General features: G+C 61.6%; 13 protein-coding genes and 1 pseudogene. 6 read left to right on the forward strand and 8 right to left on the reverse strand.

Going from position 1 to position 18,721, the window contains the following annotated elements:
- Nucleotide 1 precedes the first annotated feature (1 nt).
- From ACYASU_RS13415 to gloB, 5 genes and pseudogenes are all read right to left on the reverse strand, one after another.
- Entirely contained in the window at nucleotides 2-1,897 is a 1,896-nt protein-coding gene (locus ACYASU_RS13415; protein ID WP_346631086.1) for an extracellular solute-binding protein, read from the reverse strand.
- A complete protein-coding gene (locus ACYASU_RS13420) occupies nucleotides 1,894-3,723 on the reverse strand; it encodes an extracellular solute-binding protein (RefSeq protein ID WP_282372579.1) in 1,830 nt (609 codons plus the stop codon). Before ACYASU_RS13420 ends, ACYASU_RS13415 begins: the two co-directional genes overlap by 4 nt.
- A 146-nt stretch (nucleotides 3,724-3,869) precedes the next feature.
- Complete coding sequence (locus tag ACYASU_RS13425; protein ID WP_423572723.1) at nucleotides 3,870-5,306, reverse strand: lytic transglycosylase; 1,437 nt, start codon at nucleotides 5,304-5,306, stop codon at nucleotides 3,870-3,872.
- A 68-nt stretch (nucleotides 5,307-5,374) separates the two neighbouring features.
- Nucleotides 5,375-5,483 (reverse strand): annotated as a pseudogene (locus ACYASU_RS13430) (lytic transglycosylase domain-containing protein); the annotation flags it as partial.
- Nucleotides 5,484-5,582: 99 nt separating this feature from the next.
- Nucleotides 5,583-6,362 (reverse strand): hydroxyacylglutathione hydrolase, encoded by a 780-nt coding sequence (gene gloB / locus ACYASU_RS13435; protein WP_463583060.1) that lies wholly within the window; start codon nucleotides 6,360-6,362, stop codon nucleotides 5,583-5,585.
- Nucleotides 6,363-6,461: 99 nt separating this feature from the next.
- Between gloB and ACYASU_RS13440 the strand changes: the two genes are divergently transcribed.
- The 4 genes from ACYASU_RS13440 (at nucleotide 6,462) to ACYASU_RS13455 (ending at nucleotide 9,382) form a co-directional block, all read left to right on the forward strand.
- Nucleotides 6,462-7,220 carry a class I SAM-dependent methyltransferase gene (locus ACYASU_RS13440; RefSeq protein ID WP_065986459.1) on the forward strand — a complete coding sequence of 253 codons (759 nt, stop codon included), beginning with the start codon at nucleotides 6,462-6,464 and terminating at the stop codon, nucleotides 7,218-7,220.
- A 46-nt stretch (nucleotides 7,221-7,266) separates the two neighbouring features.
- A complete protein-coding gene (gene rnhA / locus ACYASU_RS13445; protein WP_192174096.1) occupies nucleotides 7,267-7,719 on the forward strand; it encodes a ribonuclease HI in 453 nt (150 codons plus the stop codon).
- 258 nt (nucleotides 7,720-7,977) lie between these two features.
- Nucleotides 7,978-8,724: a DNA polymerase III subunit epsilon gene (dnaQ, locus tag ACYASU_RS13450; protein ID WP_463583076.1), complete on the forward strand. Its 747-nt coding sequence runs from the start codon at nucleotides 7,978-7,980 to the stop codon at nucleotides 8,722-8,724.
- A gap of 91 nt (nucleotides 8,725-8,815) precedes the next feature.
- Complete coding sequence (locus ACYASU_RS13455; RefSeq protein WP_463583061.1) at nucleotides 8,816-9,382, forward strand: GNAT family N-acetyltransferase; 567 nt, start codon at nucleotides 8,816-8,818, stop codon at nucleotides 9,380-9,382.
- A gap of 81 nt (nucleotides 9,383-9,463) precedes the next feature.
- On the opposite strand, the gene ACYASU_RS13460 is transcribed toward ACYASU_RS13455, so the two are convergent.
- Nucleotides 9,464-9,676, reverse strand: coding sequence for a hypothetical protein (locus ACYASU_RS13460; protein WP_192174094.1), 213 nt, complete (start codon nucleotides 9,674-9,676; stop codon nucleotides 9,464-9,466).
- A 331-nt stretch (nucleotides 9,677-10,007) separates the two neighbouring features.
- Here ACYASU_RS13460 and ACYASU_RS13465 point away from each other — a divergent pair, with 331 nt between their 5' ends.
- Together ACYASU_RS13465 and ACYASU_RS13470 are read left to right on the forward strand one after the other, a co-directional pair.
- The gene (locus tag ACYASU_RS13465; RefSeq protein WP_282372575.1) at nucleotides 10,008-10,571 is read left to right on the forward strand and encodes an NADPH-dependent FMN reductase; all 564 of its coding nucleotides are present in this window, start codon (nucleotides 10,008-10,010) and stop codon (nucleotides 10,569-10,571) included.
- A gap of 227 nt (nucleotides 10,572-10,798) precedes the next feature.
- Nucleotides 10,799-16,096: a hypothetical protein gene (locus ACYASU_RS13470; RefSeq protein ID WP_463583062.1), complete on the forward strand. Its 5,298-nt coding sequence runs from the start codon at nucleotides 10,799-10,801 to the stop codon at nucleotides 16,094-16,096.
- Nucleotides 16,097-16,161: 65 nt separating this feature from the next.
- On the opposite strand, the gene ACYASU_RS13475 is transcribed toward ACYASU_RS13470, so the two are convergent.
- Together ACYASU_RS13475 and ACYASU_RS13480 are read right to left on the reverse strand one after the other, a co-directional pair.
- Nucleotides 16,162-17,313, reverse strand: a complete 1,152-nt coding sequence (locus tag ACYASU_RS13475) for an acyl-CoA dehydrogenase family protein (protein WP_463583063.1) — start codon at nucleotides 17,311-17,313, stop codon at nucleotides 16,162-16,164.
- Between the two features lie 3 nt (nucleotides 17,314-17,316).
- A complete protein-coding gene (locus ACYASU_RS13480) occupies nucleotides 17,317-18,414 on the reverse strand; it encodes an enoyl-CoA hydratase/isomerase family protein (RefSeq protein ID WP_463583064.1) in 1,098 nt (365 codons plus the stop codon).
- Between the last annotated feature and the right edge of the window lie 307 nt (nucleotides 18,415-18,721).

The following is an 18,721-nucleotide window of genomic DNA, read 5'->3' on the forward strand; positions in this document are numbered from 1 at the left end:
GTTATTGCTCCGTGCCTTTTGATGACTCGGCGTCGGCCGGCACTTGATCTGGCGCGACTTGCACGGGAATGGCCGGCGTCGCGTCGGGTTTGACCCACCAGGTCACGGTGCCGATATCGTACAGCGGGGTTTTTCCCGGGTGGCCCAGGTGATCCCAGTACGCCACGCGCCAGGTCTTGATGTGCCAGTTCGGGATCACGTAGTAGCCCCACAGCAGCGCGCGGTCGAGGGCGCGGGTGTGGTCGATCAGGCTCTGGCGCGAGTCCGCGTTAATCAAGCCGTTCACCAGCGTGTCGACCGCCGGGTCCTTGAGGCCGATCACGTTGTAGCTGCCCGGTTTGTCGGCGGCGGAGGAGTCCCAGTATTCGCGCTGTTCGTTACCCGGCGAGCTCGATTGCGGGAAACTGCCGACGATCATGTCGTAGTCCCGTGAGCGGCGGCGGGTGATGTACTGGGAGACGTCGACCCGACGGATTTCCAGGTCGATACCGATGTCGGCCAGGTTGCGTTTGTACGGCAGCAACACCCGCTCGAATTCGGTCTGGGCGAGCAAAAACTCGATGGTGACGGGCTTGCCTTCGGTGTCGACCATCTTGTCGCCGACGATCTTCCAGCCGGCCTCCTTGAGCAACTGAAATGCTTTGCGCTGTTGCTCGCGGATGATGCCGCTGCCATCGGTGACCGGCAGTTTGAATTCCTCGGTGAACACCGATTCCGGCAGTTTGCCGCGCAGAGGTTCGAGAATCTTCAGCTCGGCAGGCGTCGGCAGGCCTTTGGCGCCCATGTCGGAATTGTCGAAATAGCTTTTGGTACGGGTGTAGCTGCCGAAGAACAGCTGCTTGTTGGTCCACTCGAAGTCGAGCAACAGGCTGAGGGCCTGACGCACGCGCACGTCCTGAAACATCGGTTTGCGCAGATTGAAGATAAAGCCCTGCATGCCCTGGGGGTTGCCGTTGGGAATTTCTTCCTTGATCAGACGGCCCTGTCTGACAGCCGGAACGTCATAGGCCGTCGCCCAGTTCTTCGCCGCCATTTCCTGCCAGTAGTCGAAGGCGCCGGCTTTCAGTGCTTCGAGCGCCACCGTGTTGTCGCGGTAGTAGTCGGTGGACAACCGGTCGAAGTTGTAGAAGCCCTTGTTGATCGGCAGGTCCTTGCCCCAGTAATCCTTGACCCGCTCGTAGCGCACCGAGCGCCCGGCCTTGACCTCGACCACCTTGTACGGCCCGCTGCCCAGCGGAATTTCCAGGTTGCCTTTGCTGAAGTCGCGGGTGGCCCACCAATGTTTTGGCAGTACCGGCAACTGGCCGAGGATCAGCGGCAGTTCGCGGTTGTCGTTGTGCTTGAACTTGAACAGCACCGTGGTCGGGTTTTCGGCGACGGCCTGATCGACGTCCGCGTAGTAACTGCGGTACAGCGGCGAGCCGTCCTTGATCAGGGTTTCGAAGCTGAACACCACGTCTTCGGCGCGCACCGGATGGCCGTCGTTGAATTTAGCTTCGGGGCGCAGGTAGAAACGCACCCAGCTGTTGTCCGGGGCTTTTTCGATCTTGCCGGCGATCAGGCCGTACTCGGTGAACGGCTCGTCCAGGCCCTGGCGGGCGAGGGTGTCGTAGATCAGGCCGATGTCGTCGGCAGGCACGCCCTTGCTGATGAACGGGTTGAGGCTGTCGAAGCCGCCAAAACCGGCGCTGCGCAGAATGCCCCCTTTGGGCGCGTCCGGGTTCACGTAATCGAAATGCTTGAAGTCGGCCGGGTATTTCGGCGCTTCGTTGTATAGGGTGATGGCGTGTTGCGGGGCCGCCTGGGCTGCACCGGTCACGCCCAGCAGAAGCGGGGCCAGCACGAACGGACTCAGAAACAGGCCGCCGGCGCGGGTGAGGGAGCGCAGGGCAGTCATTGGGTTTTCTCCGAAGGCTTGAGCCACCACGCACGCAGGCCCAGGGTGTAGGGCGGGGTGGTGACCATGGCGAACCGGTTGCGGTACGCCAGACGATGATTATTGAGGTACCAGTTGGGAATCATGTAGTGCTGCCACAGCAACACGCGATCCAAAGCGCGGGTGGCCGCCACCTGGTCATCCCGGGTTTTTGCCGCCAGCAACTGGTTGAGCAGGTTGTCGACCACCGGGTTGGCAACACCCGCGTAATTTTTGCTGCCTTTGATGTTGGCCTGGCTGGAATGGAAATACTGCCATTGCTCCAGCCCCGGACTGAGGGTCTGGTTCAGGGTCATCAGAATCATGTCGAAATCGAACTGGTCCAGCCGCTGTTTGTATTGGGCGCGGTCAACGGTGCGCAGGTGCGCGTCGACGCCGATCCGCGTGAGGTCTTCGATGTAAGGCTGCAGGATTCGTTCTAGGTTGGGATTGACCAGAAGTATTTCGAAACGCAACGGCTGCCCTGCGCTGTTGGTCAAGCCGCGCTCGGTGAATGTCCAGCCCGCGTCGGCCAGCAGCCCCAGCGCCTTGCGAATGGAATCCCGGGGCACGCCGCCACCGTCGGTTTTCGACACTTCGAAGGGCTGGGTGAACAGCTTGGCCGGCAATTGCTCGCGGTAGGGCGCGAGCATGAGGAATTCGCGGCCGGCGGGCAGTCCGCTGGAAGTGAATTCGCTGTTGGGGTAGTAGCTCGTCGAGCGCATGTAGGCGTCGTTGAACAGCGTGCGGTTGGTCCACTCGAAGTTGAACATCAGCCCCAGGGCTTCGCGCACGCGGATGTCGGCGAACGCGCCGCGACGCGTGTTCATGAACAGCCCTTGGGTCTGGGTGGGGATCTGGTGCGGGATTTGCGCCTTGATCACCTTGCCCTCGGTCACCGCCGGGAAGTCATAACCGGTGAGCCAGTTCTTCGCCTGATGCTCGATGTAGATGTCGAACTCACCGGCCTTGAACGCTTCGAACGCCACGTCGGCGTCGCGGTAGAACTCCACTTCCACTCGGTTGAAGTTGTACTTGCCGCGATTGACCGGCAGGTCCTTGCCCCAATAGTCCTTCACGCGCTCGAACACCAGACTGCGCCCCGGCCGCACCTGGGTGATGCGATAGGGGCCGCTGCCCAACGGAGGCTCGAAGGAGGTGGCCTTGAAGTCGCGGTTCTTCCAGTAGTGCTGCGGCAGAACCGGCAGCTCGCCGAGGCGCAGAATCAGTAATGGATTGCCGGAGCGCTTGAACACGAAACGAATGCGGTGGCGGTTGAGGATGTCCACCCGCTGCACTTCCTGCAACGCGGTGCGGTACTGCGGATGACCGTCCTTCAGCAGCGTTCTGTAGGAGAACGCCACGTCGTAGGCGGTAATCGGCTTGCCGTCGTGGAAACGTGCTTCGGGGCGCAGGTTGAACACCACCCAGCTGCGGTCGTCGCTGTATTCGACGGTTTTAGCGATCAGGCCATAACTGGAGGTGGGTTCATCGCCAGAGGGGTCGTACTGGCCGGTGCCGACCATCAGCGGTTCGTTCAGCTCGCTGACGCCATACTGGCCGAAGTTGGGCGTCGAAATCGGGCTGCTGCCCTTGAAGGTGTAGGGGTTGAGGGTATCGAACGTGCCGTTGGCCATGATTCGCAGGGTGCCAGCCTTCGGCGCCTCAGGATTGACCCAGTCGAAATGCGTGAAGCTGGCAGGGTACTTGAGGACGCCGAATTGTGCGTAACCATGGCTTTCGCTGATGGTCGCGGCGGCTGTCGTGCTCAAGACCAGGCTGAAAGTCAGCAGCAGGTGACGTATCAAGTCGGCGGTCGATCCAGGCAGCGGTCGGTCACAGTAACAGCTTGTATCGGCTGGAAAAAGGGTGGTGCGGGCGGCTGGAGGGTGCCGACCTGGGCGAGAGCCTGGGGGAGCGCGCTGGCTCCCACCAGAGCGTGGCGGGCGCTAGATCAATGGGGCAAATAAACCGTCAACGTCTGCCCTGGCTTGAGCGCCTGGCCGCTGCGCGGATTCCAGCGCTTGAGGTGCTGCATTTCGACGTTGAAGCGCTTGGCGACGAGGTACATCGAATCGCCTTTCTGAATCTTGTACTGCATCGACTTCTTGCCGGCGTCCTCGCCCCTGGCGCTGCTGTCGGCCTTGGCCACGGCACGGGAGCTGGCTTTCGCCGGTTTGCTGTTGTCCTGCATGACCAGCGTCTGGCCGACCTTAAGGTTCTGGCCGGACAGCTTGTTCCAGTGCTGCAAATCCTTGACGTCGACCTTATTGATACGCGCGATCTGCACCAAGTTGTCGCCCTTTTTCACCCTGTAGCTGCGGGTACGCGCGGGCTTCTCGTCCACCTCGGCAACTTCTTCGAACACCGGCATCGCATATTGCATGCCCGGTTGCACCGGAATCGTCAGCGCCTGGCCGCGTTTCACCTGGTTGCCGGACAGCTTGTTGATGTCCTTGAGGGTGCTGGTCGAGACCTTGTAGCGGCTGGCGATGCTGGCCAGGCTATCGCCCGGACGTACGCGGTATTGCTGCCAGTCGACCAGCTCCTCGGGCTTCATGTTCGACAGGTTCGCCGTCAGCAACTGGGATTTTGACGTGGGCACTAACAAGTGCTGAGGGCCGTCGATGGTCAGGCGCTTCTTGAACGCAGGGTTGAGCTGCACCAGCTCGTCTTCGTCGATGTTCGCCATGGCGGCGACTTTCGACAGGTCCATGCGCTGATTCAGCTCGACCACCTGGAAGTACGGCTTGTTGTCGATCGGGTTGAGGTTGACGCCATAGGCGTCCGGCGACATGACCACCTGGGACAGCGCCAGCAGTTTCGGCACGTAGTCGCGGGTCTCCTGCGGCAGCGGCAGGTTCCAGTAATCGGTGGGCAGGTTGAGCTTTTCGTTGCGTTCGATGGCGCGGCTGACTGTGCCTTCGCCGGCGTTATAGGCTGCCAGTGCCAGCAGCCAGTCGCCGTTGAACATGTCGTGCAGCTTGGTCAGGTAATCCAGCGCTGCCGTGGTGGACGCCGTGATGTCGCGGCGGCCATCGTAGAAATTGGTCTGGCGCAGGTTGAAGTAGCGGCCGGTGGACGGAATGAACTGCCAGATCCCCGCCGCATCGCTGCGCGACAAGGCCATCGGGTTGTACGCGCTCTCGATCACCGGCAGCAGCGCCAGCTCGAGGGGCATGTTGCGCTCTTCCAGTCGCTCGACGATGTAGTGCATGTACAAGCTGCCGCGGTTCCCGGCCGTTTCGAGAAACGACGGGTTGTTCGCGTACCAGAGGCGTTGCTGATCGATGCGCGGGTTGAGGTCGTTGCCGTCTTGCAGCTGGAAACCCTGACGCATGCGCTCCCAGACATCATGGGGCGGGGCCAGCGGCACGGGTTTGCGCGCGATATAAACAGGTTTTGGTTTGGTGCTGGCGACGGGGTGAGCGGCGCTGGCGCCGCTGCCGGATTCCAGGCCGCCGGTGCTCTGGCAGCCTGCCAGTGTCGCGCTCGCGACCACCGCGATTGCCTGGGCCAACCGAGTCAATGTGTCGGAATTGAAGGTTTTACGTATAGATGACGACATTGGCTGGGGGATAGTTCCAGGCGAAAATGTCGGGCGATTCTAGAAAGTGGCTGCTGAACGGTCAACCTTTCAGAATTTCCGTGCTGATTCGCTGCCTGTTTAGAACTTATCTTTCCATGCCCGCAGCACCGCAAAGACCTCTGTGGGCGTCGCGTTGTGGGTTCCGCTCCGTTCGTCTGCTTTTTGTTTCACGGAGATGACAGAGGCTCGCAGAAACGGATTGGTCTTGCGCTCCAGTGCCAGCGTCGACGGCACGCTGATGCGATTTTGTGCACGCCATTGCGTCACTTGCTCGAAGCGTTCCACTACGTCGGCATTCTCCGGCTCGACCGCGACGGCAAAGCGCAGATTGCTCAGTGTGTATTCGTGGGCGCAATAGACAAGGGTGCTGTCGGGCAGCTCGGCGAGCCGGCTCAGGGAGTGATGCATCTGCTGCGGGGTGCCTTCGAACAGCCGCCCGCAACCGGCGGCGAACAGCGTGTCGCCGCAGAACAGCAGCGGCTGTTGCGCGTCGGCGTGGTAAAAGGCGATGTGGCCCAGGGTGTGGCCCGGGACTGCATGGACGGCAAATGTCAGGCCGAGTACGGTGAGCTCATCGTTGTCGGACAGGGCCACGTCCCGCGCCGGAATGTTCTCATTGACCGGGCCGTAGACCTTGGCGCCGGTGAGCCTTTTAAGTTGCGCGACGCCGCCGGTGTGGTCCGCGTGGTGATGGGTGATGAGAATGTCGGTCAGGCGCCAGTCCGGGTTGCGTTCCAGCCAGGCAATGACGGGGGCAGCATCGCCCGGGTCAACCACGGCGCAGCGCTTGACGGCATTGTCTTGTAACAACCAGATGTAGTTATCGCTGAAAGCGGGCAGGGCATCGACCTGTATCATGGCGCGGTTCGCTTGGCTGGAAACATAGAGAAGCATCTTAGGGTCTGAACTGACTCGAGGCGAGTCTCTATCGCAATGACCCTCTCATGGAGACCGGAAATGACCGATGAAGCGTTCGCCCAGGCCGACCCTGAATGGCTTGAGCTGATCAGCGCCGCCCGCGACTGGCTGTCCGGGCCCCTGGGGCAGTTGTTGCTGGAAGAAGAAAGCCGCGTGCTGGAGCAAGAGCTCGAACGTTTTTTTGGCGGCTATCTGGTGCATTACGGCCCGTCGGCACAGACGCCGCCAGCGGCGAAGCAAGTGCAGCGCAACGTGCGGCTGGGCGCGCCGTTGCCGGGCGTTGAAATTGTCTGCGAAGAGCAGGCCTGGCCGTTGAGCGAGCACGCCGCCGATGTGGTGGTCATGCAGCATGGCCTGGATTTCTGCCTGTCGCCCCACGGCCTGTTGCGCGAAGCCGCCAGCAGCGTGCGTCCCGGCGGGCACCTGGTGATCGTCGGGATCAATCCCTGGAGCACCTGGGGCATTCGTCATTTCTTTGCCAACGATGCCTTGCGCAGGGCCCGCTGCATCTCGCCTTCACGGGTCGGCGACTGGCTCAACCTGCTGGGCTTCGCGCTGGAGAAACGCCGCTTCGGGTGCTATCGTCCGCCGCTCGCTTCGCCCAAGTGGCAGGCCCGTCTGGCCGGACTCGAACGTCTCGGCGATGGCTGGCAAAGTCCCGGCGGCGGCTTCTATCTATTGATCGCGCGCAAGATGAGTGTCGGATTGCGGCCTGTGCGCATGCCGCGTCGCGAGCCGATGGGCAAACTGCTGCCGTTGCCCATGGCCAAGGTCAATCGGCGCACGCCCGAGCCTTGATTGTCCGGCCGGCGCCACGCTTTCTCAATTTTCTGGAAACATCGTAATGAGCGATACCGTAGAACTCTTCACCGATGGCGCCTGCAAGGGCAACCCGGGCCCTGGCGGCTGGGGTGCGTTGCTGGTGTGCAAAGGCGTTGAAAAAGAACTCTGGGGCGGTGAAGCCAACACCACCAATAACCGTATGGAGCTGCTCGGCGCCATTCGCGGCCTGGAAGAGCTGAAGCGGCCATGTGAAGTGATCCTGGTGACCGACTCGCAGTACGTGATGAAAGGCATCACCGAGTGGATGACCAACTGGAAGAAGCGCGGCTGGAAGACAGCGGCGAAAGAACCGGTTAAAAACGCCGATTTGTGGAAGCAGCTGGACGAGCAGGTCAGCCGGCACAACGTGAGCTGGAAGTGGGTGCGCGGGCATATCGGCCATCCCGGCAACGAACGCGCCGACCAGTTGGCGAACCGTGGGGTGGATGAAGTGCGCGGTATCAAGCACGGCTGATGGCTGAGTCCTGCGCGGGATCTCCGTCGTCCAGATGCTGCGCGGTCGTGGAGCAAACACGGGCCCTTTGGGAGTGAGCTTGCTCACGAATGCGGCATTCCGGCTGCTAGAGATTGAGTGGAGGCACTGACCTCTTCGCGAGCAAGCTCACTCCCACACTGGCAGGTGCGGTCTGGCAAGGCCGCCCACATCCCAAAACCCCCATGCTAATATCCGCGCCTGAAGCTGAGGCGGTAGGCAATGACTGTACAAAACATCATCACTGAACGAAGGGTTGTCCTCGATACCGAGACCACCGGTATGCCCGTCACGGATGGCCATCGGGTCATCGAAATCGGCTGCGTCGAGCTGGTTGGCCGGCGTCTGACCGGGCGGCATTTCCACGTTTACCTGCAACCGGACCGGGAGAGTGACGAGGGCGCCATTGGTGTTCACGGCATCACCGACCAGTTCCTGATCGGCAAACCGCGTTTTGCCGAAGTCGCCGACGAATTCTTCGAGTTCATCAAAGGCGCTCAGCTGATCATCCACAACGCGGCGTTCGACGTCGGCTTTCTGAACAACGAATTTGCCCTGATCGGCCAGCACGATCGCGCCAACCTCAGCAGCTACTGCACCATCCTCGACACGTTGGCCATGGCCCGCGAGCGGCATCCGGGCCAGCGCAATAGCCTCGACGCCCTGTGCAAACGCTACGACGTCGACAACTCCGGCCGCGAACTGCACGGCGCCTTGCTCGACTCCGAGATTCTCGCGGAAGTCTATCTGGCGATGACCGGTGGCCAGACGACCCTGTCGCTGGCCGGCAACAACGATGGAGAGGGCGGCGCTGATCGTCCTTCCGAGATCCGCCGGATCGCCAACCGCACGCCGGGCCGCATCATCGTCGCCAGCGAGGCCGAGCTGGCGGAACACGAAGCACGTCTGGCCGTGATCGCCAAATCCGCGGGTGCTCCGGCCCTGTGGACCCAGTTGCTCGAGGCGCAGACTCAGGCCCAAGCCTGACGATGGCAGCGGCGTTCAAGGCCCTGCTTGCGCCAGGCAGCGGCCTTGAGAGAAGGTGATGTCGATCCGGTAATGGTGCAGGAGGCCCATGGTGAACACGTCCAGCCCGACTTTCAGCATTCGTGTCGCTGACGAGTGCTTCGAGGATTACATCCTCAACAGCGAATTCACGTTCACCGTTACCGGTTATGCCCGGGTGCAGATCGGCGAGCCCGTGGCGCAGTGGCCCGTCGAACCTGTCGAGCCCTACCTGAAAAACTACGGTATCGATTCCGAAGAGTTCTGCCATTATCGGGACGCCGCCGACAGCACTGTGCTGGTGGCCTGGCTCGATGAACAGCCGGTCGGGCATGTGGTGGTCAGCCAGCACTGGAACGGTTTCGCCCACATCGATGAGCTGGCAGTCGACACCGGGGCGCGGCGCAATGGCGTGGCGCAAAAGCTGCTGGACGTGGCGCAGTTCTGGAGCCGCAAGCGTGGTCTGCCGGGCATCACCCTGGAAACCCAGAACAATAATCTGGCGGCGTGTCGGTTATATGAGCGCTACGGATTTGTGGTCGGCGGGGTGGATCATCTGCGTTATCGCGCGATAGATCCGGGTACGCAAGAGGCGGCGATTTTCTGGTATCTGCTGTTCGACGGGCCTGTCGTCGATTAAAGCTGCAAGCCCTTATGGCCTGACTCGTGGCCGCGCGACGTGAGTGGCCTGTGTGTAAAGAGCCGGGCTTGCAGCAGCGCCTCAGCGCTCTCTTGTCAGTACGACCTTGCTTTGAATCAACTCGAATTCCTCTCCGCTCAAGTGCTTGACGCGGTCGCCAATGGCCAGGCGATAAGTTGAAACGGGCTCCTTGCCATCAGCCTCATCGGGCTGTGATTCACGGAATTCATGCACCGAGTAAACGCGTCCCTCCGCGTCCCGCGCATGAAATTGCCCAACTAGAACTGAAGCCATTTGCTTTGTAACCTCTGGAAATAACTGCTCGTTTTCGCTCGCATCCTAACACCGCGAGTGAATAAACCGTGTCCGCTTGTAAGGTAATTCCCAAATTTCTATCAGGACCTTATTCGCCTAAGGCAGTCAGACCGCGGTTTTCAGGGGGAGTTTTCGGCCCTCGGGAAAATAGTCGCGAGCGCAGGTTGCGCGCCCCGCGCGACGCACATGCGCCGATAACCCACGCTACAGCATCGAACCCTTCGATGATTAGCAACGGAAAAACAACACAGAATTGCGCCCATGTTTCATCTATAACTGTTATCTCCTCCAACAGCAGAAGGTCCGTTTCATGAGCCAGGTTCATTCGATTGCAGTCATCGTCGGCAGCTTGAGGAAAGATTCCATCAACCGCAAAGTGGCCCGTGCACTGGCCGAACTGGCGCCGCCAAGCCTGAAACTGAGCATCGTCGAAATCGGCGACCTGCCGCTCTATAACGAAGACATCGACCATGATTCGCCGCCCGCCGCGTACACCGCCTTTCGTGAAGCCTTGCAGGGGGCAGACGGCTTTCTGTTCGTTACCCCGGAATACAACCGCTCGGTGCCGGGCGCGCTGAAGAACGCCATCGACGTCGGCTCGCGCCCCTACGGCAAAAGCGCGTGGGGCAGTGCGAAGCCGGCGGCGGTGGTCAGCGTTTCGCCGGGCGCCATCGGCGGTTTTGGCGCCAACCAGCACCTGCGCCAGTGCTTCGTGTTCCTCGACGTGCTGTGCATGCAGCAGCCGGAAGCGTACCTGGGCAACGCGGGCACCTTCTTTGACGAACAGGGCAAGCTGAACGAGAAAACCCGCCCGTTCCTGCAGAACATCATCGACGCCTTCGCCGGTCACGTTGAGCGCACGTCGAAAGCCTGATCGGCTGGACTGTCTTCCGATGAAAAGGCCTGCACGCCACTCAACGTGCAGGCCTTTCGCATTCATCGCCGGACGTCGCCGCGTCTTCGCCATTCAATCCTGAATTTCCCTCCCCGTGTACAGCGTTATGTACCGCAGTTGCGGTGGATTTCTTCCCTACGCTCCCAGCCTTTCCTGCCCCTGCCTGGCCGATGCCAGCCGCGGGCGTTTGTGCTCAAGGAGCTGCAATGCCTACCGTTACCACCACGTACTTCAACAGCGCGTCACTGCGACAGCGCTTTCTCGACGGAGTCGACCGCGCCGTTGCTGCCGGCGTGCTCCGCTCATCTGAACAGACCTGGCTTAAACGCGCGGCAGGCGCGATGGCCGCCGATGATCCCGATCCGGTCAGGGTCGATCGGTTGCTGCTCAATGACGGCCTGCCTACTTCGCTGGAACTCAGTGCTGCGCTGATGTTCAGCCACGGCCAGACCAGCGACCCACGGATATTCCTGTTCACGCTGGCGTCCGGCGTCGAGGCCTTCGACGGTCGCCAGCAGTTGCTGGAGGCATTGCTCGGCCGGTTTGCAAACAACGACCCTTCGGCGGCGTTCGAGTACGAAAAAATCGACGACAACGTTTTTCAGGCCCAGATGCAGGCCATCGTCGAATATCAGGCAAATTCGGTCAGGCAGTTCACCGAGCGACTGAAGCTGACGCCAGACCTGGTTGGGGCTGTCACCTCCGCGCTGGCCCTGCAACTGCGTCGGCTCTTGCCGGATCAGCAGATTGATCCGGCGAGGCACCTCATGCGCATGGCGCAACCGGCTTTCGGCACCGGAGATGAGCTTGTGCTGATGACCCAGACGCTCTCTCAAACGGCGTTTGAAGCGTTTTGCCATGCCGAGCAGGCGCCGGGCGTGACGCCGCAATTCCTGGATGCACAGGGCCGAGTGGTGAGCGAACGCGACTCACAATTGTTCGCTCAGGCCATAACCGACACGATGTCTGCGCTGCCTGACCGATTCGCCCAGTTGCTGCGCGATTACTGGAGCCATCAACGCCCGGCCGGTTCCTGCCGCGACGTGGCGGTTCAGGTCTACGCGACCAGCCTGTGCCATGAGCTCTACCGCTATGGCCACGAGGGTAATCTCAGTCGGCAGGAGCACGAAATGCTGAGGCCGTTGCTCATGTCCGGACCGCACTACATTTCGTCGGAAGCTGAGCTGCGCTGCAGACGTCTTGTGCTGCACCTGGCCGACGGAACAGCCACACAACTGGCCGGTACACTGGTTTTCGATTTCTCCCCGGCCGAGCTGCCGCTGCTGTGGTTTACCCCGGAGCAAGGCCTGCGTCGATTTGCCAACCTGACAGCGCTGAGTGCGTTTTGCTCGACCCCGGAAGGGCGCGAGATGTTGCGCCCGACACTGGCGCTGGCGGACCAGCCTCTGTTGCTGCGCGAAGGTCATTTGACCCTTACGCTGGATAGCATCGACGGGCCCTTGTTCCGCGAACGGGTGGACTCCGTCCTTGCGCTCCAGTTGCGTAACCTGCAGTACGTGACGGGGTTGTCGGCTGAGCCCGTGAAGGTCTCAGCGATGTATGACGATGCGCTGGACGTGCGTTACCTGATCGACCCGCGTCAGATGCATTTCACGGCGGGGCGCTGGCGGCACGACCAACCGATGGACTTTGCTGCCGTCTGGTGCAGCAGCGCCAACGATGACCTGATTCAGGTCGTCCCGGCGCCAGAGCCTGAGAGCGCCGTCCTTGAACCTTCCGCCTCCGGACCTTCCCAGCCCACTGCGCTACAGCCGTCGCCCCCGTCGTGGCTGGAGAGAACCCAGGTATCCGATGCCAGTGCGGCCCACCTGCGCCAGTTGGACAACTTTCTGGTCAGCTACGCCGAGCAGGCACTGCAATGCTATCTATGCGCGGCTTCGGCACGCGGCCTGCGCGCGAGTGAGATACGGGTGCGCTGGCTGGAATCGCTGCCTGTTGCCGCCTCCGATGTCGAGCCGAGTTCTGTCGCCATCAGTGAGTCCTTGCGCGCCACGTCAATGGATCTGGTGGCGCTGTTGCTTGAGCGCGTCAGTGGGCACCGTCCTGATGCGCTCGCACACACGGCGCAGGTGCTGCTCACTTCTCAAGCAGCGGGGGCGCACCTTGATGTCGAACTGATTAACGTCATGCTCGAGCGCGTTGCTTCGGACTTCGTCGAGCGCTACCTCGACCGATTTGGACGATCGCGCACGGCCCTTGCGCGTCTGGGTGACAGGCAACTGCAACCGGTTGCCATGGCGCTGGTGCTCAGGGAAGACGCGTTGCGCCTGGACCTGGCGCTGAGACAGCGAATGGAGATGGTTCCGAGCGAGCCGGCGCACATGGTCATGCAAGTGCTCAACGCGCCTGTCCGTGCGCAGAGATCCGAATCGGGCCTGTCGATGACCGAGGTGTTTTCGCTGTCGGTGGTATACGGACCCGGCGCCGGGGCGACCCTCAGCGATTCAATGGTGCTCTGGCAGCCGCGGCGGACCGGTGCAGGTTTGATGTTCTGGAGCAGCCTGCAGGGTTGGGAACATTTCGACTCCGTGCAGGCATTGACCGACAAACTAGGCAGGCGATTGCGCAGCGTGCACAGCGAGCGCTGGTTGGCTCTGGTGGGGGAGCGCGACCGTACGCTGTTGCGCAACCACCTGCGGGCGCAACCGGCGGACCAGGTCCGCTTTGATTTCAGTCGCTGTGATGGCCATGCGATCGAGGCGTTGCAACAGACTGTGTTTAACCGCCAGTTACAGAACCTCCAGCAACTGTGCGCCCGTGCCCGGCGGTGTCGTTTTGAAGCCGGGCTCTTCACCCGCGTTGCACGCGCCACCGAACTGGATGCGCAACTGGTCGACATGCTCGACGCTCTGGCGGTCCGAATCGACAACACATTGTTTGAAGAGCTGTTGCCGGACTGGTTCAAGTCTGCATCGGCCAGCGACATTCGTGCGTATAACGAGATATGGCGTCGTTTTTTTCTCGCCAGCGAAGGTGACGAGGATTTTCTCTTTGACCTCCCGACCCTGACTGAATACGCGCGCAGCAGGCTGTTGGATCAGCTGGGCAAGGATTTCCCCGAGCGCGATCTGGACCCTGACCAGATCACCGTTACCCAGCGTCGCTACGTCGCCGCGCCCCCCGGCGTTGGGCAGATCCCGTCAGCGATTCCCGCCGCCACCCTTGAGCACAGCGAGTCTCTCACCGACTACGCCATCAATCGCTTCGTTGATTTTCCGCAAGCGGCACTGAACATCCACGCCACCGAATACCCCGATGTCGGACGCCTGTTGACCCAGGATTATGTGCGCGGGACTGTCCGCCGGCTGGACGTCGGCGCAGGGTTCCGAGCCCTGTTGCGGCAGACGTTGAATCCAGCGGACGCCAACTGGGGAAAGCGCAACACGCTGTTTGTCAATCAACTGCCACCGATGATGCAAGCGGTGGCGATGCAGCAGAGGCTGCAGGGAAAGCTGAGTTCCCGAGCCTGCGAATTCATCTCGCGGGTGGTTGAGATGCCTGACGGTATTGCCCGCGAACCGTTCGACGGTGAGCGCACGATCATCAGTGCCCTGCGGTTGGTCGCCGACGAGGGCATGACCCCCGATCTCGTCAAGGGTGTTTACCTGATCTGTGCCGAGCACCCTGACAGCGGCCCGGTAATCTTACATGCCGTGTTCCACCCGGATTTAGTCTTCCGCGAATACGCCAGCCTGTCTGCGCTGCTGGACGATCTGCGCAGCGACGCGACGCTGCAACAGTTGGTGCTCGAGCGACTGGACCCGGAGGTGCGCAAGCGATATGAGCATGGCGGGTTCGTCGAGCCTCATCTGCCTTTTTTTGACCAGGGACCAGGCGATGTGCCCACTCACACGCCGGGGCCGGTGACGGTTTCGCTGGCTGAAGAAAAAGGCAACTCGCTGCAGTTCATGTTCACCGACACCGTGAGCCTGTTGGTGGACATTGGCGCGTCCGATACGGTCACGACCGAAGAGGCTGATCAGGCGTCGCGCAAGTTCCTGGCTTCGCTGGGGCTGGAGCAGGCGCTGAGCATTGTGCCCGGCAAGCTTGCCGTCATGGTCGCGTTTTGGCAGAGCCATACGCTGTTTCGTGCATCGGCTGCGTCGGCGGCCGGGCGTCACTGGGGCGAGGCGATTTCCGAATTTTCTGCCGCATTGGGCGTGATGGTGACGGCCAGGGAACAGGCCGAGAAGGACGAGCTGATCGGCGGCGACCTGATCACCGACGATGACTTGACGCCGCCAGAGTTTTCCTGGGTCGGCGTCACACTCACCGCCGACCAGTTGAAGCGATTGCAGGCGCTGGAAGCCCGGAACATCTCGCTGAAAGACCTGCGTCGCGATGAATTGCTGAGTCTGTTCATGGACCCGACCAATGGGAAGGCCTATGCAGCAGTCGCCGGACGCGTCTATGAAGTGCACCGCCAGGCCAGGGATGGCAGATGGATGATCATTGGCCCCGACCGAACACCCGGCCCGCGCCTCAGGCTGGATGACAACCAGCGCTGGCAGTTGGACATCGAGTCCGGTCTGAAGGGCGGGGGCGGGGCAATGACCAAGCTGCGCACACACGCGGCGGACGTCAGCGCCGATGACGTGTTGCTCATCGAAGCCAATGGCATGCCCGAGATACGCAAGTTTTTTCGCGAACGCGCGCAGCATATCGGCGAGGCTCATCTGCAGGCCAAGCGGTATTTGGAGAACGCTCTGGATAATCTGAACGTGCATGAACCCGGCACGCCACTGCACCCGCGCGTCACGCAAATCATCGCTGACTTTTTTGGTGTCAGTGAGCCCGGTCCCGAGCTGTTGGTCGATACCGAACGCGCGATCAAGGCGCTGTTCGATGAGGTCATGGATGCGTCGCTGTCGCCATATTCTTCACCACGGTTTGTGGTGGGCACCAGCCGCGCGGGCCATTCCGGGACCATGGGCTTTGTCATCAAGAAAGACCCGAAAAAGCGCGTGTTCCTGACCGACCGCTATTTCGATGCGCCGCCGTTCCCGCTCACGCCCGAGGCGGCCACCCAAGGCTTCGATTCCCCGGCCCATTATCGCGCCGCGACCTTGATCCACGAACTCTCCCACTTGGTGCTCGATACCCATGACATCGCCTATCTGGAGACCACGGCGCCGTATCCGGACCTGCTCCTGGAAAACAATGCCAACAACATCAAGCTGAAAGCGGATATCGAACGCATGCAAACCCATGGCTTGTCGCATTTGAGTGTCCGGGACGAGCTGTTTCTGCAGTTGAAGGAGGGCGAGTGGCGTGATTTTGATGAGGAGGAGGGCTTTGAGCATGATGCAATCCTGAAGCTCACGCGCAGCAAAACCATGGATGAAGCCCGTGAGGCGTTTCTCGGCGATGCACGCAAACGCAGTCGAGTTCTCCTGGCCAATGCCGATTCGGTGACCCTGCTTGTCCTCCAGTTGGGAAGACGCAGCTTTGTCGCGCCAAGCCCCGCGCCAGGCGGGCGCTGAGTGACAGACGCCGAGCCCTGAGGGGCTCGGCGTTTCTGGGGGGGAGGAGGCGAGGGGCGCGTCGCTTACAGCGCGTAGTGCCGCAGCTCGCGGGCGATCAGCAGACGCTGAATTTCGCTGGAGCCTTCGTAGATCTGGGTGATCCGCGCGTCCCGGTAGTATTTCTCCACCGGATAATCTTCCAGATAGCCATAGCCGCCGTGGATTTGTATCGCTTTGGAGCAGACCCACTCGGCCATTTCCGAGGCGAACAGCTTGGCCTGGGACGCTTCCGACAGACAGGGTTTGCCGGCTGTTCTGAGGCGCGCGGCGTGCAGAACCAACAGGCGCGAAGCGTTAATGCGGGTGTGCATGTCGGCCAGCAGATTGGCGATGCTCTGGTGCTCGATGATCGGCTTGTCGAACTGCACCCGCTCACGGGCGTAACCCAGCGCCGCCTCGAATGCCGCACGGGCGATGCCCAAGGCCTGGGCAGCGATGCCGATGCGTCCGCCTTCCAGGTTTGAAAGGGCGATGGACAGTCCTTTGCCCCGTTCACCCAGCAGGTTTTCCGCCGGAATCCGGCAGTTGCTCAGGGTTACCGCGCAAGTGTCGGAGGCGCGGATGCCCATCTTGTGTTCCATGCGGTCGACGCTGTAACCGGGGTTGTCCGTGGGCACCAGAAATGCCGACAGGCCGCGCTTGCCCAGCTCCGGATCGGTCACGGCGAAGACAATCGCCAGCTGCGCGCGCTTGCCGTTGCTGACGAACTGCTTGGCGCCGTTGAGCACCCATTCACCGTCTTTCAGCTCCGCGCGGGTGCGCAGGTTGTGGGCTTCGGAGCCGGCCTGGGGTTCGGTCAGGCAGAAGCAGCCGATGGCCTGACCGCTGGCTAGTTTTTCCAGCCACTGTCGTTTCTGCCCGTCGCTGCCGTAGTTGAGCACTGGCCCGCAGCCCACTGAACTGTGCACGCTCATGAGCGTGCCGGTGGCGCCGTCGGCGGCGGAGATTTCTTCGACCGCCAGCGCGTAGGCGACGTAGTCGATGTAGCTGCCGCCCCATTCATCCGGGACGACCATCCCGAGCAGGCCCAGTTCGCCCATCTTCGCCACCAGCGCGTCGTCGATCCAGCCGGCTTGTTCCCAGGCCTGGGCATGGGGCGCGATTTCATTGCGCGCGAAGTCCCGCGCCATGTCGCGGATCATCACTTGCTCTTCGGTCAGTTCAAGATCTTGCATAGGTCACCCCTCATGACCGCTGAAGAAGCTTGCCACGTGCTCGGCATCCAATGCCTGCACGCTGGATGGGCTCCAGTGCGGTTTCTTGTCTTTGTCGACGATCAAGGCACGAACGCCTTCGATCAAGTCACCCCGTTCAAACCACTGGCGGTCCAGATGCAGCTCCAGGGCGAAACAACGCTCCAGCGGCAGATGCCGGCCGCGGCGCAGCAGCTCCAGGGTGACCGCCATCGCCAGCGGTGAACGGGTTTGCATCAGATGGGCCGTGTCGAGGGCCCAGGCATGGGTGTCGTAGACGCTCACTTGCAGCAGTTGTTCGATGATGCTCGGGACGTCCGGCAGGCCGAAGAAATGATCGATGGCCGGGCGCAGTTTTGCCAGCGGCGGCGCAGGCAAGTGCTGCACGCCGAGTTTGGCCAGCGCGCCCTGCAAGTCCTTGAGCGGGGTCAGGCTCCACTTCAGGTTATTGAGCTGCAGATCGAGGTCATTGAGGCGTTCGCTGTTGAGGTACCAGTCCGCCATCCCGCAATACAGCGCATCGGCGGCCTGGATCTGCACGCCGGTAACGCCCAGATAAATCCCCAACTCACCGGGCACACGGGGCAGAAAGTAGCTGCCGCCCACGTCAGGGAAATAACCGATCGCCACTTCCGGCATCGCCAGACGGCTGCGCTCAGTGACCACGCGCAGGTCCGCGCCTTGGGCCAGGCCCATTCCACCGCCGAGCACGAAGCCGTCCATCAAGGCGACGACGGGTTTGCGGTAATGATGAAGGGTGAGGTCCAGCGCGTATTCTTCGACGAAGAAATCCAGGTGCTCGGTCCGACCGGCCTGAAAGCTGTCGTACAGCGAGCGGATGTCGCCGCCGGCGCAGAACGCCTTTTCGCCGGCACCGCGCAGGACCACGGCGTATACGTTGTCATCCTTTGCCCAGGCGTCGAGCTGGTACTGCAGCTGCCGGACCATGTGCAGGTCGATGGCGTTGAGACCCTGAGGGCGGTTGAGGGTGAGGTGACCAATGTGATTGCGTACGTCGGACAGAACGCTCGCGCAGGCGGATTGCTGCGCCGCGTATTCGGCAGGTATGACCTGAGCCGTCATCGCTGACTCCCTGTTGATTATTGTTGTACTCAATCCCCGGCTGTACCGCCGGGGTCCGTGAGGGTGCCCACGGATGCTACCAGCGCCATTTTGCAAATGACACCGGAGATTCCTGAGGGACTGAGCCCAACACATTCCTTACGCCTGCATGCTGAACAACGCCGTCTCGGGCTGATCACCGACTTGTGGGAGCGAGCTTGCTCGCGAAGAGGCCCGTACATCCGGCATATCTTTAGCGCCTGAAATGCCGTCTTCGTGAGCAAGCTCACTCCCACAGGATCGGGTTTTAACTCCGGATCTCGGCCAC

The organism is Pseudomonas sp. HP_12 (assembly GCF_055283955.1).